Consider the following 14383-nt stretch of genomic DNA (forward strand, 5'->3'; position numbering starts at 1 on the left):
AGCAGTCTAGGGGCCAGCAGAACCATTGCTTTAGAGCCAAGGGCTGAGGGCCTTTTATGTGAAGATGCTGAGGTGTGGCGGTTTGCCAACGAGAGCGCAGTTCAAAACGAGTGAGGCATAGATGATCGAACGCACTGATCTCGTTCGTGGCTACAAGGAAGCGTTTCGTCGTGCCACTGAACAGCGCAAGAAGCAGCAAGGTGATCTCATGGCGTATACCAAGAACGACGAACTCAAGACGGATTTGACAAGTATTCGACCTAGAAGTGGGTGGTTGTCTGTTGACCAACAGCGATGGGAGGCACGCGCACGAAATGTACTACATGATGATCTTGGGTATTTCGACGACAGCGGAAAGGTGGACTACGACTTAGACCAACCGACACGTGATCGGTTACTAGCACATGCTCGGCAAGACGTAGCAATGGTCTACTATGCGCTTGTAAAGGCAGAACGTGAGGCGAGAACTGCACGCGTATTGTCTTGGGTGAGCCTCATAGTGGCGCTGATCGTACTCTACAAAGTATGGTAAGCTAAAAATGGTTGGCAGCTTGAAGGCGACTGGTGAAGCGGTTCAACCCAAAAAAGTCTCTGAGGAAAACCCGATGTTTCGAACTTGTGTGCTAGCTGTTGCCACATCTTTCGCCTGTAGCAGTGCATCGGCTGATCACTTCAACCAACGCAACATTATTGATTTGTGTAGGTCCGACACTTCATTCGACAGCACATGCTTTACCTATCTAGCCGCATATCGTGATCTGATCGGTTTCTTGATTTTCTCGAGTGATGAAGACCGGGCAAGGGTTCTATGTTTAAGCCAAGTGCCAACTGCCGACATCGCTCAGAGGGTGGCGACTGCATCTGAAACGGATCGGTCAGGTCAAGTTGCAGACCTATTGATCGACGAGTTTTGTCCATAGCATCAGGCGTTGAGTGCACGATGGACAGTCATACGGCTGATCCCCATGACTTCCGCAATCTTGTAGGTGCTATGGCCTTGGTCTCGCAGAGCAAGGATGCGGTCCTTGTCTATGGTAGGCTTACGACCCTTGTAGACGCCCTTGGCCTTGGCTTTGTCGATCCCCTCACGTTGGCGCTGCTTGATGATTGAGCGTTCGAACTCGGCTACAGCACCAAGGATCGACAGATACAGTTTCGATGCGCCGTCTGTCCCTTCTGGGGGGAACGTCAGATTGTCTTTGATGAACTTGATGCTGACACCCTTGTTGTTGAGCGTGGTGACGATACCAAGCAAGTCAGCTAGGTTTCTGGCAAGCCTGTCGATAGAGTGGACAACAACCAAATCCCCTTCGCGTACCCAGCCGATCATGTCCTGAAGCGCAGGCCGATCAGACGCTGATGCACCAGATAGCTTTTCCTCAAACACCTTTTCGACATCACCCAAGTCTTGGCGGTCAAGCGATTGGTCAATGCTGCTAACGCGACGATACCCAACAACAGTCATGATGGTCCCCTTGCCTAGACGGTAACTCTTGAATCTAGAGATATAAGATTCGTGGTTACTTTGCAATGAAAACAAGGCAAATGTGACCGCCCATATCCAAGTTTTCTGGTAACATGCACTAGCACCATCACCGCACACTCAACTGTGACTACTGGGGTGATTGGATCGCAGGACCTGCGCTTGACTCAAGCAGCTCAGACATAGCCAAGTGGCTACCGTGGAAAATGGAGGTTTGGGTAATGGCTACGTGCAAAAAATGCGGTGGGCCGCTTTCATTTCTGGGTGCATGCGAGCATTGCCGGGAAGAAGCACTAAGAAAGTCTAGCCTTAGCGTCGCAGAGTCAGCGGTTGAGCAAATGGCTGCAAATGATGCTTCTCAGAGAATGATGGCTGAAGTTCAGTCAGTGCTTTTGACTACAGAAACAGCCCCCAACCTGAAGATCACCAAGCGTATCGAGATCGTGACGGCTGAGGTTGCCTACGGCATGAACATCTTCAGGGACCTTTTCGCGGGCGTTCGTGACATTGTGGGAGGCAGATCGGAAGCTGTCCAAAAAACTATGCGAGATGCCCGTCGGACAGCCCTTTTTGAGCTGAAGAAGGAAGCCCATTCTGTGGGCGCTAATGCTGTTGTGGGTGTCGATCTGGACTATGTCGAACTATCAGGTTCCAGCAACATGGTCATGCTTGTGGCATCTGGGACGGCTGTAATCATCGAGGACGAGGGCCTCTAGTGGAAATAGCTATACCTCAGGCAGAAAATCTACCCAAGATTGACCGATGGCATTCGGTGCCTTTGGATGTCCACAAATGGTCTGAACATCCAGAGATCAAGGGTCTCACGGATCGCCTGAGTGAAGAATCGGGGATTGGTAAGTCCATCGATGCGGGCAATCGAAAGCCCAAGAAGTCAGCCAAGGACATGCTCCGGGTTCTGTTGAATGATCTGTATGTCAACTGGCTGCTGGACCCATCCCTCTCGATTGGCTTCCCAAAGGGCAAGATGGTCTTCAAGGTCAAAGGCAATCGGTACAATCAATTGTTTATCTCGGAAAAGATCATCGAGATCGAGGAAAGGCTGTTCAAGGCTGGGTATCTGGAGGAACTGCCCGGATATAACGACAAGACTGGCCAAGGTAAGAGTTACACGACCCGCATCAGGCATAGCGCCAAGCTGAGACACGAGTTCAGCAAACTCACGGCTGATCTTTATGACTTCGACTTTGATGTCCTGAGAGAGACAATCATCCTACGGGAGAAGTTCACCACAGAACTTGGGCAAACCGCACGGGCTAACAGGGATTACACCGACACTGACTACACCAATCGGATCAGAGACCAGCTAAAGGCTTACAATGATCTGCTGCGCAGGACCTTCATCGACATCCCCTCACTCACCGAACCCTATGTCAGACGGAAGATCGAGAAGGGGACACGCGCTGGGCGAGAACATCTGATCTCGATAGGCCCCGACAACAAGCACGTTCACAGAGTCTTCAATGGGACAGAGGCTGACAACTGGACCAAGGGTGGACGCTTCTATGGTGGTTGGTGGCTACAAATCCCGAAGGACATGCGCCGGGACATCTACATCAACGACAAGCCAACAGTAGAGGTTGACTACAAGGCCCTCCACCCGAACCTCCTCCTGCTGGAAGGTGAAGCTGAATCTTCGGTTTACGACCCATACGACCTTGGGGACTTGGTGTTGCCTGACATCATCGAGACACCTTCTGAACAAAGGTCAGTGGTGAAGAGCGTGATCCTAATGGCCATCAATGCCACCAGTGCGAAGAAAGCCTTTGAAGCCTTCAGGAACGACAAGAAGAAGAACGACCCACACAAGAGGCTCACGAATGAGCAACTACAAAACCTACTTGATGCCTTCACAAACAAGCACCCAACACTAAAGGAAGCCCTCAATAGCGGCAAAGCCCTAGAGTTGATGAACAAGGACAGTCAGCTAGCCAATATGGTCATCGATTACTTCACACAGAAGGGCATACCAATACTGTGCATCCATGACAGCTTCATCATCCAACACGACAAGCAACATGAACTAGAGCGGGTACTCGGTATGGCTTCAGTCCAAGTGGCCGGGAAGGAGATCAAACAGGACAGCAAGGCCAACACAAGGACGATAGGGCTGGAAGTTTACGGCAACGTAAGTGGTTATGAGACCAAGAGGCCAGCAACAATATCTATCCCCGATAAGGTAAAGCCTACAGACCAGTACATAACCAGAAAGAGGAAATATCAGAATTGGTTGGTGAGAACGACAGAGACGTAAGATGGGACCGAATGAGACGATAGTTGGCAGACATAAGCCTCCTCTCTCTCCTCTCACTCAGATCATATTGCTCTCACCTAACCCACCTCTTCTCCCAATCACCTCATGCTTACCTCCTTCTCCTCCCAATTGCTCCCTCCTTCCGTTACTAGGGGAAATAGAAAACATCCCTGCTTAGAACTTTGATCTGACCACCTACACAAACAACCAAGGATGGTGCCAAGCTAACGGTTCCCTTCTTTCCCTACAGATACCCTTTCGCCCTTCATGATCAATATATTGTGTAGTTATTCGACATTAAGTCCATATGTTGATTGAAGAATGACTTTTGCGCTGGGCTTGTTCGACTGAGCAGACTTCGAACTGTAACCAACTGGCTCAATGCATTAGTGCGACTTCCTTAACCTGTGTAGCCACAACAACAGCTGACAAAGCAAATAGGCTAACCAAGGCAAGCGATCTGAGGCCCATGTCCGTCCCTATCGTCTGCGCGCTGTGGGAAAAGATCGGTTGGGGCGCTAGGAGGCCTTGAAGGGTCATGAGAGGGCAGGGGAAAGGAAAAGCAGGGCTAGAGGTTGGGGCAGGGGGTGGGGCGGTTCGTGTGTTTTATCATTGAAGGCAATTATTTAGGGGCGAACGGCTCCGCCTCTGAACAGTCGGCCCTTGCACAAAAAGGTATTTGCACTAAAAATAGAAAAAACATATGCGCAAAAGTTACCGGCCGCCAATAAAAAGAGATAACTGATGACCGAAACAAGAGAGTTGACCATAACGCTTGATGGAAAGAGCGATTTCGACACGCTCTGGGGCTCAACAAGCTGGGATGAAGTGCAGGATACCGATAGCGGCACATCCGGTTACATGCAGTATCAGAGCTTTTATCTCGACAATGAGAGTGAAACGCTGGAAACAACTGCGCTACTTAGTGGAACAGATTGGTTCATCGTCAATCTGCGCTTTGGTGGCGCGTATAACAACATCGCAGTTATTAGAGATGTGGATGACGGCGTAGATCGATCCATTACTACCCTGTCGCTTGGCTATAACTCTGACGTTGATCTTCTCTCAACCAAAGTGAAGTTCATTGTTGGCTGGGACGGTGATCTTCACGATGTGACGCTTGGATCTGGATACACAGCTGCGGTCGAGCTTTCTGCGACAACCAATATTGTCACCACTGGATCGGGGTACGTGGCGAGTATCACGACGGAAAACAACTCCAACATAACGGTCGGCTCTGGTGGTGCTGGGTCGCTTATCCTAGGAAACGGCAACAATACCGTCGAAACCGGCAACGGTGGCGTTGGATCAATCTCGCTCGGTCATGGAAAGAATACCGTCTCGACTGGCAGCGGTGGTGTTCAGTCTATTGCTACGAACGGTGACCTCACTACCACCAACAACATCTCGATTGGAAGCGGCGGTGTTGATTTTATTAATCTGAGCCAAGGAGAAAGTACGCTAAACGTGAGCTCAGGTTGGGTGGGCTCAGTCACTGCCGGTCGCGGCGCATCTGTTACCATTAACGTCGGTAGTGAGGGTATTGAACAAATCCGTTTGAGTGAAGGGATCCACCATATTACGCAGATCAATGATGGCACCGAGTATGAAGGTTGGATTGGATCTATTCAGGTGTATAATGTTGGTAAAACTTTCTTGACTTTGCAAAATGGTGGAGCCGACTCCGTAAGGTTGGGGCGGGGAAACGATGTAATCGTTACTGGAAGCGGTTGGGTGCGGCAAATGGACGCCGGTGGGGGAGATGATGAAATCACATTGGGCGGTGGCTTCGGTAGTGTTCGCGCTGGCGATGGCGATGATATAGTAACTATTGGACCAGATGCATCAGGTGATTACGTGGGTGGAGGAAGTGGTTCAGATACGTTCCATTTTGAACCGCTAAACAATGAATACGGCGGTTGTATCATTGAAGGCGGCTATGACAGTGGGGTTATTGATACGCTTGATCTAAGCCGTTTCACCTCCAACCTTGTGGTCTCGCTTGGGTTCGAAATCAATTGGCAAGACCTAGGTTCCGGCTGGGTTTCTCTTTTGGGCATCGACGGCCTTAAAGGGGGCAGTGGAAATGATGTGTTGACTGGTTCATCTTTCGGTAGCACTCAAAACAATGTTCTAAACGGTGGGACCGGTGCAGATACTCTGATTGGGGGCGCGGGCAATGACACCTACATCACGGATGGTGGCGACACGATCACCGAAGCGGCGAATGCTGGAACCGATACCGTCCAGTCATCTGCAACCATAACGCTTGGGCAACACATCGAGAATCTGACGCTGACTGGCAGTGCTGAAATCAATGGGACGGGCAACACTGGCTTGAACATCTTGACGGGCAACTCGGCTGCCAACAGCATATCCGGGGGCGGCGGCGATGACACAATCATTGGTGGGGCGGGCAATGACACGCTGGATGGCGGAACCGGTAATGATAGCATGTCAGGTGGAGCGAATAACGACACCTACGTCGTGGATAGTTCCTCTGATGTTGTTGTTGAAGTGGCATCAGCAGGTACTGATCTCGTTCAATCTTCAGCGGCTAGCTACACCTTAACAGCCAACGTCGAAAACCTGACCCTAACGGGTAGTGCTGCGATCAATGGCACCGGAAATTCCGGCAATAACATTTTGACCGGCAACTCTGCTGCAAACAGCATTTCTGGCGGCGGTGGCAACGATACGATCATCGGTGGTGGTGGTAACGACACGCTTGAAGGTGCCGCAGGTAATGACAGCCTAACAGGTGGAGACGGCATTGATACGGCGTCTTACAACGGCTCTGCCGCCGCTGTTACGGTCAATTTGTCACTGACTTCGGCTCAAAACACCGTCGGCGCTGGAACTGATACTCTCACAACAACCGAAAATCTTGTTGGGTCTGCCCACAACGACACGCTGACAGGTAATGCCAATGCGAACAACCTCAGTGGCGGTTCCGGCGACGACAGGCTGACAGGTGGCGCGGGCAACGACAGTCTGATTGGAGGTGCGGGCAATGACACACTCAACGGTGACGCTGGAAATGATGCGTTCATTTTCAACAATGTGCAAGAATCTGGCACAACAGCAGACGCTTCAGACGTGATCACCGACTTTGTGAGGGGGCAGGACAAGATCGATCTGAGTGCCATCGATGCCTTTGCTTCGACATCAGCCAATGACACGTTTATCTGGCGCGGTACTGCGAACTTCAGTAGCAACACACAAGGTGAAGTAAGATTCCAGAGGTTTGATCTTGCCGGAACCGCTAATGACCACACGATGATCTGGATCGATAATGATGCGGACACTGGTGTTGAGATGGCAATCCGGTTGACGGGGCTTTACAATCTAACAGCGTCGGATTTCGTTCTATAGGGCAGGATCAACTAGCCTTCAGAATTGAGACAAACGGGCAGAAAGAGAATCTGGAAAGCTGATCAACCATAGACTCTCGGGCTGGGCTTTCCGGATTTGGTGACATTGGATGCTGTCAGCGAGGCACATGTCCAATCACCAATAGGGACATCCCTAGAGGCCCCAAAGAAGGCGCTGGAGCGTCAACTGGGGTTGTTACTAATCAGGCATCCAAAAGTTGTAGATGCCGCTCTGCGGGCAGTTCTGAGGCGTTTACTTGCGGCTAAAAATCAACACGGTGTTTTGGTGTCTTAGGCACTAGATTGCTGATCTGCCGTCGGCGCATTTCAACTGTGCGTGTGTTCTGCCAGCCACGGATGTTCAATACGGTTGATGATCTCAAGCCGCTTTGCCAGAGAAGGACCAATGCCGTACTCACCTGCAACGTCTCCCTGACCATGTCCTGTGATGTAGTCATTGAGTTCTTTTGACACTTCCAGATCACGCAGCAGGTCTTTGAAGCTGTGACGCAGACTGTGAAGGCTCACCCTTGGATCGTCGGGCCACTCCTTGCGGATTATGTTATTGAGCCTCGCTTGGGTTGTTTGCAGAGGTAGCTTTACATCAAGGCCATCTCTAACGGGAACCAAGCGACGACTACCTCTGGTTTTGGCTGCTGGTATGTGGCGCAGGTCAAAGTGCTTGATGCCCGTGTGCAGCTTTAGTTCTTGCATCTGCATCAACTCCCCACCCCGCATCCCTGTGGTAATCAAGATGGCCAGTGCTGCCCTGTCGTCAGGTGTCATTGGGAGATTGAACAGTCTGTGCAATTCGTCATGCGTAAAGGGACGCTTCTCCACACCATCATGGCCAATGTCACTCAAATCCAAGCCCCTCAGAGGGTTGTTGCTTACGTTTAGACCTCGCTGCTTGATTGCCCAGTTGAACACATTGGACATTGCTGCCCTAAGCACCCCGATGCTGCTCTTCGAAAGCCTTTCGCCATACTCCTCAAAAAACTCGTACAGATCGTATTGATCGATCTGGATAAGGGCCTTGCTACCTAGCTTATGTGAGAGCCACTTGTTCAGGTGAATACGGTCGCTCCGACGTGACTTTTCTGGTCGGCTCGGCAGGTAATCTTCGATTATGTGTGCTAACGTCGGATCATTCGGTGATGATGTCGCACTGCCCGCGGTACCCTCATCCAACAACACTACGGGTGGAAGCCTGCGTGTACTATCAATGAGGTTTATTGCCATTTCCTCGGGTAGAATCTTTGCTGCGCGGATCACCAAATCGGATGGCACTTCTACTGGCTTTGATTTTGCCAATACGGCAGCACGATCTTCAGGCCCAAGCAGTGCCAAAACGAAAGCCGGAATCGGATGACCAAGCCCTGAGGACACCATCGCACAAAGATCAACGTGGTTGGACGCTTTCCACTTCTCAATAACACTTAGCCGCTGGTCAGGTGTACCATCGATCTTGATGTTCCCATCCCACTTAGAGAGCCGCGCAGCAAGAGTTTCTGACCCTTTGGCGGTGTGAAGGACAAAGCCATCTTGATACCACTGCCGGGTGTTGACCCCATGCGCTTCAAGCATTGGCCGAAGAGCCTCAAAAACCGGATCGGTTCGATCAAGCTGATTGTCAAACTGCGCATAAATCTCCTCAGTCAACCGATGCTGAAGGTATTGCGCTTGCCGCTTGTCCGAAGTGCCTGTTGATCGTCGTGCTTGTTTGTCACTTCCGAACTGCAATTGCGTTGGCTTGGTCACAGAAACGTACCAACAACCTTTCCTCAACACCAAGCGACTGGGGTGGTACGGGCGCATCGATCTAGGTTCCAAAATAGGTTCACGTGGTCAATGAAACCCTTGCATACAAAGAAATAAGGCACAATACAATGATTGACAGGTTAAGGCAGCGTTAACGTTTAGAAACCCAAAACCTGCCGCCCCTGCCGCGCCTCAGCCAAGCGGCTGATTTTCCCCCAGCGGACCCCCGCTTTCGGCGCTGATTCGGTCCAGCGGCCAAACCACCTCGACAATCGCGCCCGACCGCTCGGGTCGCCCGCCTGTTGCCAGAAACGGGTCTGAGGAATTGGCAAACGACAGCTCCGCCCCTGTGCGCTCCAGCAGCGTCTTGGCGATGAACAGGCCCAGCCCCATGCCTTCATACCCGGGCCGCCGCTTTGGCCCGGCCTCATCCCGACGGGACCGCAAAAACGGATCCCCGATCCGGCCCAGCACCTGCGACGAGAACCCATCCCCATCGTCGATAATCCGCAGTGTCAGGTTCGTCTCTGTCCAGCTTGCATCAATCCAGACCCGCGAATGCGCGAAATCGACCGCGTTCTGCACCAGATTGCGCAACCCATGAATCAACTCAGGCGCGCGCAGGATCAAGGGCTCGGCTGGCCCCGCCATCGCCCCGGGGGCAAGGTCGAAACTCACCATCTTGTCGCGTCCCAAATGCGGCTCAGCGGCCTCACGCAGCACCGCGCTCAGGGGCGCCGACCGCATGTGCAGATCATCCTTCCCCGCCTTGCCCATTGACCGCAGGATATCGCGGCAACGGTCGGCCTGCTCGCGGATCAGCCGCGCGTCATCGGCCAGTTCGGGCCGGTCTTGCAACTCATCCAACATCTCAGTGCTGACCATCTTGATCGTGGCCAAAGGCGTGCCCAATTCATGCGCCGCCGCCGCCACCACGCCGCCCAGATCGGTCAGTTTCTGCTCGCGCGCCAGCGCCATCTGCGTTGCCAAAAGCGCGTCAGACATAGATCGCTTTTCCGCAGCCACCCGGTGCGAATAGATCCCCAGAAAGACGATCCCGATCACCAAAGACAGCCAAAACCCAAAGCCAATCAAGGGCGGCATCCGAATGGGTGCCCCGGCGCTCTGCATCGGCACCGCCAAGACGGCGAGGATCGACACAAACGCCACCGCCAGCGCCGCCAGAAACACTGTCGCCCGCAGCCGCAGCGTGCTGGCGCAGACCGTCACCGGGGCAAGGATCAACAGCGCAAAGGGGTTCGACAGGCCCCCAGTCAGGAACAAAAGAAAGGTCAACTGCGTCAGATCGAACAACAGCGCCAACAGCGCCTCGGTCTCGCTCATCCGCTTGTTGGCGGGATACACCGCCACCAAAATCAAATTGGCAATGACCGCCACGCCCACTGCCATGAAACACAGCCCAAGCGGCAGGTCGATGTCATAAACCCGCGTGGCCACCCCAATCGCCACAAGCTGCCCGGCAATCGCCATCCAGCGCAACAGCACCAGCGTCTGAAGCCGAAGCCAATTGCCCCGCTCGGGGCGCAAAGCGTCAAGATGTCCTGCGGTTTTCATGACAATCGGCCTTGATGCGGATACTGTGATTGATAAGGCTGTGCTGGTACGGGTTCAACGCGAACCTGCGTGAACGGAGTGGGTGGGCATGACAAAACTCTATGCGGGTGCGGCGCTGATTGCGATGGCGGCATTGCTGGGCGGTACTTATTACGTGATCCAGTCCAATCAAAGCGCCGATATCTTTGCCGAATGTCGGGGCGGTGCCGTGGGCGGTGGCGCCATTGGCGGCCCAATGTCCTTGATCAACGGCGATGGCCAAACCGTGACCGATGCCGAAATTTTCACCAAGCCAACGCTGCTTTATTTCGGCTACACCTTCTGCCCCGATGTCTGCCCGATGGACAACGCCCGCAATGCCGAGGCGATCGATATCTTGGATGAATCCGGGTTTGACGTGCAGCCCGCCTTCATCTCCATCGATCCTGCCCGCGACACACCCGAGGTGGTGCGTGATTTTGCCGCAAACCTGCACCCCAAAATGATCGGTCTCACCGGCAGCGACGAACAGATCAAGGCCGCCGCGCAGGCCTATAAGGCCTATTACAAAAAGCAGGACGCGACCGACGAATTCTATCTGGTGGACCATTCCACCTTTACCTACCTCGTTTTGCCCGGTCATGGATTTGTTGAGTTTTTCAAGCGCGAGGACAGCGCCAGTGATATGGCAGCACGGACCGCCTGCTTCGTCTCAAAGTCAGGATCGTGACCCTGCCATCGTTGCCCGGTTTGACCGGGCACCCCTCACGGCCTAGATTAAGCGCAGGCGGATATGGAAGGACTGGGAATGGTTGACGAACCCTCGGCCGAACTGGGAACAGATCGCAGCCTCTTGTTGGTGGATGATGATGAGGCGTTCGTAAAGCGTCTTGCCAAAGCTATGGAAAAACGCGGCTTTCAGCCTGAAACCGCCGCCAGTGTTGCCGAAGGCCGCGCCATCGCCGTTTCGCGCCCGCCCGCCTACGCCGTCGTGGACTTGCGGCTGGAAGACGGCAACGGCCTTGATGTGGTCGAAGCCCTGCGCGATCGCAGGCCCGATTGCCGGATCGTGGTGCTGACCGGCTATGGCGCGATTGCAACCGCCGTGGCCGCCGTAAAAATCGGCGCGACAGATTATCTTTCCAAACCCGCCGACGCCAATGACATCACCAACGCCCTTCTTGCCAAGGGCGAGGCGATGCCCGCACCGCCAGAAAACCCGATGTCGGCGGATCGGGTGCGTTGGGAACATATTCAGCGCGTCTATGAAATGTGCGATCGCAACGTGTCCGAAACCGCCCGCCGGTTGTCTATGCACCGCCGCACGCTTCAGCGCATTCTGGCAAAACGCAGCCCAAGATAATCAGATTTGTTGCCAACCGCGATAAGCTGACTTATGACGTTATCCCATTAGGTTTACGCATTGTTTTATTGTTCATAAGGAAGCCAACATGTCGATGAATATTGATGACCTGTCTTTGAAAGAGCTTAAGGATCTCCAGGCGAAGGTATCGAAAGCCATTTCGACCTTCGAAGATCGCAAAAAGAAGAACGCCCTGGCTGAGCTTGAAGAAAAGGCCCGCGCGATGGGGTTCTCGCTGGCTGAGTTGACGGGCGCTGTTACCAAGATCCGCAGACGCGCACCGGCGACGCCGAAATATGCCAATCCAGCCGATAAATCGGACACTTGGTCGGGTCGTGGCCGCAAGCCGCGCTGGTTTGCAGCCGCTTTGAAGGCTGGAAAATCCCCCGAAGACCTCTCGATTTAAGCGTTAGAGGCCCTGCAGCAGCGCGGCGTGACGCGCGATGAAAGCCGCCCGCACCGTTGCGGGCGGCTCCAACTTGATTTTAAGTCCGCGCAGCACCGCGGTTTCCGGCCGGCCAAACAGCTTGTCTGCCTCGGCCTCGGTAAACCCCGCGATTTGCACCGCCTCCAACCAGGCCGAGATTTTGTCAGCCGATTTGATCGCCGTCTTGATCGCCCCCGGCAACTGCGCCGGCAGCCCAAAGCGCAGATGCACCGCCGCCGTCAACCGCAGGTCCAACTCGCCATAAGCCGCGCCAATCGCGGCTTTGACCGGGCTGATCATGTCACCGATCACATATTCCGGCGCATCATGCAGCAGCGCCGCCAATTGCCAGCGCGCCGCGATGCCCGGGTTTTGGCGGCTGAAAATCTCTTCCACCAGCAGCGAATGTTCGGCCACCGAATAGGGCCAATCCCCCCGCGTCTGGCCGTTCCAACGCGCCACAAAGGCCAGCCCATGGGCGATGTCTTCCACCTCGATATCCATCGGTGTGGGGTCCAAGAGGTCAAGTCTGCGGCCGGAAAGCATGCGCTGCCAAGCACGGGGTTGTTTCATGATGCGGGCCTTGGTTGTCGAAGCGCCTTCATAATGCTATCTGCCCACCAATCAAAGGATCAAGGAGAGCGCCGCTATGGCTGCGGATTACATCGTCAAAGACATTGGATTGGCTGACTTCGGCCGCAAAGAACTGACCATTGCCGAAACCGAAATGCCGGGCCTGATGGCCTGCCGCGAAGAGTTTGGCACCACGAAGCCGCTCAAGGGCGCGCGGATTGTGGGCTCGCTGCACATGACCATCCAGACCGCCGCGTTGATTGAAACGCTGACAGCCCTTGGCGCCGATGTGCGTTGGGCCTCGTGCAACATCTTCTCAACCCAAGACCACGCCGCCGCCGCCATTGCCGCCGCCGGCATCCCGGTCTTCGCCATCAAGGGCCAGACCCTGACCGAGCATTGGGATTACCTCGACAAATCCTTCATGTTCCCCGAAGGCGCGAACATGATCCTCGATGATGGCGGCGACGCCACGCTGTACGTTCTTCTCGGCGCACGCGCCGAAGCAGGCGAAGACATCATCCCCGTTCCGCAGTCGGAAGAGGAAGAGGTCATCAAAAAGCAGATCTACAAGCGCATGAAAGAAACCCCCGGTTTCTTCACCAAAACCAAGGCCGCCATCAAAGGGGTGTCCGAGGAAACCACCACGGGCGTGCATCGCCTCTATGATCTGCACAAGTCCGGTCAATTGCCCTTCCCGGCGATCAACGTGAATGACTCTGTGACCAAGTCCAAGTTCGACAACAAATATGGCTGCAAAGAATCGCTGGTCGACGGCATCCGCCGTGCCACCGACACCATGATGGCTGGCAAGGTCGCCGTGGTCTGCGGTTATGGCGATGTGGGCAAAGGCTCCGCCGCCTCCCTGCGCGGCGCCGGTGCCCGCGTGAAGGTCACCGAAGTGGACCCGATCTGCGCCCTGCAGGCGGCAATGGACGGCTACGAAGTCACCCTTCTGGAAGACGAAGTCGCCAGTGCCGACATCTTCATCACCACCACTGGCAACCGCGACGTCATCCGCATCGAACACATGCGCGAGATGAAGGACATGGCCATCGTCGGCAACATCGGCCATTTCGACAACGAAATTCAGGTCGCCAGCCTTCGCAACCACAAGTGGACCAACATCAAAGAACAGGTGGACATGATCGAGATGCCCTCGGGCAGCCGTCTGATCCTGCTCTCCGAAGGCCGCCTGTTGAACCTTGGCAATGCCACGGGTCACCCGTCCTTTGTGATGTCGGCCTCCTTCACCAATCAGGTTCTGGCCCAGATCGAACTTTGGACCAAAGGCCAAGACTACGTCCCCGGCGTCTATATCCTGCCCAAGGCGCTCGATGAAAAAGTCGCCCGCCTGCACCTCAAGAAGATCGGTGTCAAACTGACCGAACTGCGCAAGGAACAGGCCGACTACATCGGCGTCACGGTGGATGGCCCGTTCAAATCGGAACATTACCGCTACTGATCTGCGGCCCACTCACCGCCAGTGATCCAGCAAAGGGGCCCCTCGGGCCCCTTTGTCTTATCCGCCAGCTGAAAACTCGGACCACAAACCACAGGGGAACTGCCCCTGACA

12 protein-coding genes are annotated in these 14383 nt (G+C 54.2%); 8 read left to right on the plus strand and 4 right to left on the minus strand.

The genetic code is table 11. The features are described from left to right. The first annotated feature begins 121 nt into the window (after positions 1 to 121). Positions 122 to 532 (plus strand): hypothetical protein, encoded by a 411-nt coding sequence (locus AC72UB_RS00620; protein WP_505188067.1) that lies wholly within the window; start codon positions 122 to 124, stop codon positions 530 to 532. A gap of 390 nt (positions 533 to 922) precedes the next feature. On the opposite strand, the gene AC72UB_RS00625 is transcribed toward AC72UB_RS00620, so the two are convergent. Beyond that, complete coding sequence (locus AC72UB_RS00625) at positions 923 to 1465, minus strand: recombinase family protein (RefSeq protein WP_505188068.1); 543 nt, start codon at positions 1463 to 1465, stop codon at positions 923 to 925. A gap of 356 nt (positions 1466 to 1821) precedes the next feature. Here AC72UB_RS00625 and AC72UB_RS00630 point away from each other — a divergent pair, with 356 nt between their 5' ends. The 3 genes from AC72UB_RS00630 to AC72UB_RS00640 all read left to right on the plus strand — a co-directional run bounded on the left by AC72UB_RS00630 (position 1822) and on the right by AC72UB_RS00640 (position 7130). Continuing rightward, on the plus strand, positions 1822 to 2199 hold the full coding sequence (locus tag AC72UB_RS00630; protein ID WP_505188069.1) for a YbjQ family protein: 378 nt from the start codon (positions 1822 to 1824) through the stop codon (positions 2197 to 2199). 56 nt (positions 2200 to 2255) lie between these two features. Beyond that, complete coding sequence (locus AC72UB_RS00635) at positions 2256 to 3755, plus strand: hypothetical protein (protein WP_505188070.1); 1500 nt, start codon at positions 2256 to 2258, stop codon at positions 3753 to 3755. A 744-nt stretch (positions 3756 to 4499) separates the two neighbouring features. Continuing rightward, a complete protein-coding gene (locus AC72UB_RS00640; RefSeq protein ID WP_505188071.1) occupies positions 4500 to 7130 on the plus strand; it encodes a M10 family metallopeptidase C-terminal domain-containing protein in 2631 nt (876 codons plus the stop codon). A 326-nt stretch (positions 7131 to 7456) separates the two neighbouring features. On the opposite strand, the gene AC72UB_RS00645 is transcribed toward AC72UB_RS00640, so the two are convergent. After that, positions 7457 to 8947, minus strand: coding sequence for a site-specific integrase (locus AC72UB_RS00645; RefSeq protein WP_505188072.1), 1491 nt, complete (start codon positions 8945 to 8947; stop codon positions 7457 to 7459). 135 nt (positions 8948 to 9082) lie between these two features. Further along, a complete protein-coding gene (regB, locus tag AC72UB_RS00650) occupies positions 9083 to 10465 on the minus strand; it encodes a sensor histidine kinase RegB (protein WP_505188073.1) in 1383 nt (460 codons plus the stop codon). Positions 10466 to 10553: 88 nt separating this feature from the next. On the opposite strand from regB, the gene AC72UB_RS00655 reads away from it, so the two are divergent. The 3 genes from AC72UB_RS00655 (at position 10554) to AC72UB_RS00665 (ending at position 12213) form a co-directional block, all read left to right on the plus strand. Continuing rightward, the gene (locus tag AC72UB_RS00655; RefSeq protein ID WP_505188074.1) at positions 10554 to 11174 is read left to right on the plus strand and encodes an SCO family protein; all 621 of its coding nucleotides are present in this window, start codon (positions 10554 to 10556) and stop codon (positions 11172 to 11174) included. 78 nt (positions 11175 to 11252) lie between these two features. Beyond that, a complete protein-coding gene (locus AC72UB_RS00660; RefSeq protein WP_505188075.1) occupies positions 11253 to 11807 on the plus strand; it encodes an ActR/PrrA/RegA family redox response regulator transcription factor in 555 nt (184 codons plus the stop codon). Between the two features lie 88 nt (positions 11808 to 11895). Beyond that, a complete protein-coding gene (locus tag AC72UB_RS00665) occupies positions 11896 to 12213 on the plus strand; it encodes an H-NS histone family protein (protein ID WP_505188076.1) in 318 nt (105 codons plus the stop codon). Positions 12214 to 12216: 3 nt separating this feature from the next. Here AC72UB_RS00665 and AC72UB_RS00670 read toward each other — a convergent pair whose 3' ends face one another. Continuing rightward, positions 12217 to 12807 carry an HD domain-containing protein gene (locus AC72UB_RS00670; protein ID WP_505188077.1) on the minus strand — a complete coding sequence of 197 codons (591 nt, stop codon included), beginning with the start codon at positions 12805 to 12807 and terminating at the stop codon, positions 12217 to 12219. A gap of 76 nt (positions 12808 to 12883) precedes the next feature. Between AC72UB_RS00670 and ahcY the strand changes: the two genes are divergently transcribed. Then, entirely contained in the window at positions 12884 to 14272 is a 1389-nt protein-coding gene (gene ahcY / locus AC72UB_RS00675; RefSeq protein ID WP_505188078.1) for an adenosylhomocysteinase, read from the plus strand. The last annotated feature ends 111 nt before the right edge of the window (positions 14273 to 14383 follow it).

This window comes from Allotabrizicola aquatica (SeqCode) (genome assembly GCF_965194375.1).
GTDB lineage: Bacteria > Pseudomonadota > Alphaproteobacteria > Rhodobacterales > Rhodobacteraceae > Tabrizicola_A > Tabrizicola_A aquatica.

Excerpts from the sequence above, each read along its gene's own strand:
- AC72UB_RS00620 (WP_505188067.1), top strand. The coding sequence starts at position 122 with ATGATCGAACGCACTGATCTCGTTCGTGGCTACAAGGAAGCGTTTCGT.
- AC72UB_RS00625 (WP_505188068.1), bottom strand. The coding sequence starts at position 1,465 with ATGACTGTTGTTGGGTATCGTCGCGTTAGCAGCATTGACCAATCGCTT.
- AC72UB_RS00630 (WP_505188069.1), top strand. The coding sequence starts at position 1,822 with ATGGCTGCAAATGATGCTTCTCAGAGAATGATGGCTGAAGTTCAGTCA.
- AC72UB_RS00640 (WP_505188071.1), top strand. The coding sequence starts at position 4,500 with ATGACCGAAACAAGAGAGTTGACCATAACGCTTGATGGAAAGAGCGAT.
- AC72UB_RS00645 (WP_505188072.1), bottom strand. The coding sequence starts at position 8,947 with ATGCGCCCGTACCACCCCAGTCGCTTGGTGTTGAGGAAAGGTTGTTGG.
- regB (WP_505188073.1), bottom strand. The coding sequence starts at position 10,465 with ATGAAAACCGCAGGACATCTTGACGCTTTGCGCCCCGAGCGGGGCAAT.
- AC72UB_RS00655 (WP_505188074.1), top strand. The coding sequence starts at position 10,554 with ATGACAAAACTCTATGCGGGTGCGGCGCTGATTGCGATGGCGGCATTG.
- AC72UB_RS00660 (WP_505188075.1), top strand. The coding sequence starts at position 11,253 with ATGGTTGACGAACCCTCGGCCGAACTGGGAACAGATCGCAGCCTCTTG.
- AC72UB_RS00665 (WP_505188076.1), top strand. The coding sequence starts at position 11,896 with ATGTCGATGAATATTGATGACCTGTCTTTGAAAGAGCTTAAGGATCTC.
- AC72UB_RS00670 (WP_505188077.1), bottom strand. The coding sequence starts at position 12,807 with ATGAAACAACCCCGTGCTTGGCAGCGCATGCTTTCCGGCCGCAGACTT.
- ahcY (WP_505188078.1), top strand. The coding sequence starts at position 12,884 with ATGGCTGCGGATTACATCGTCAAAGACATTGGATTGGCTGACTTCGGC.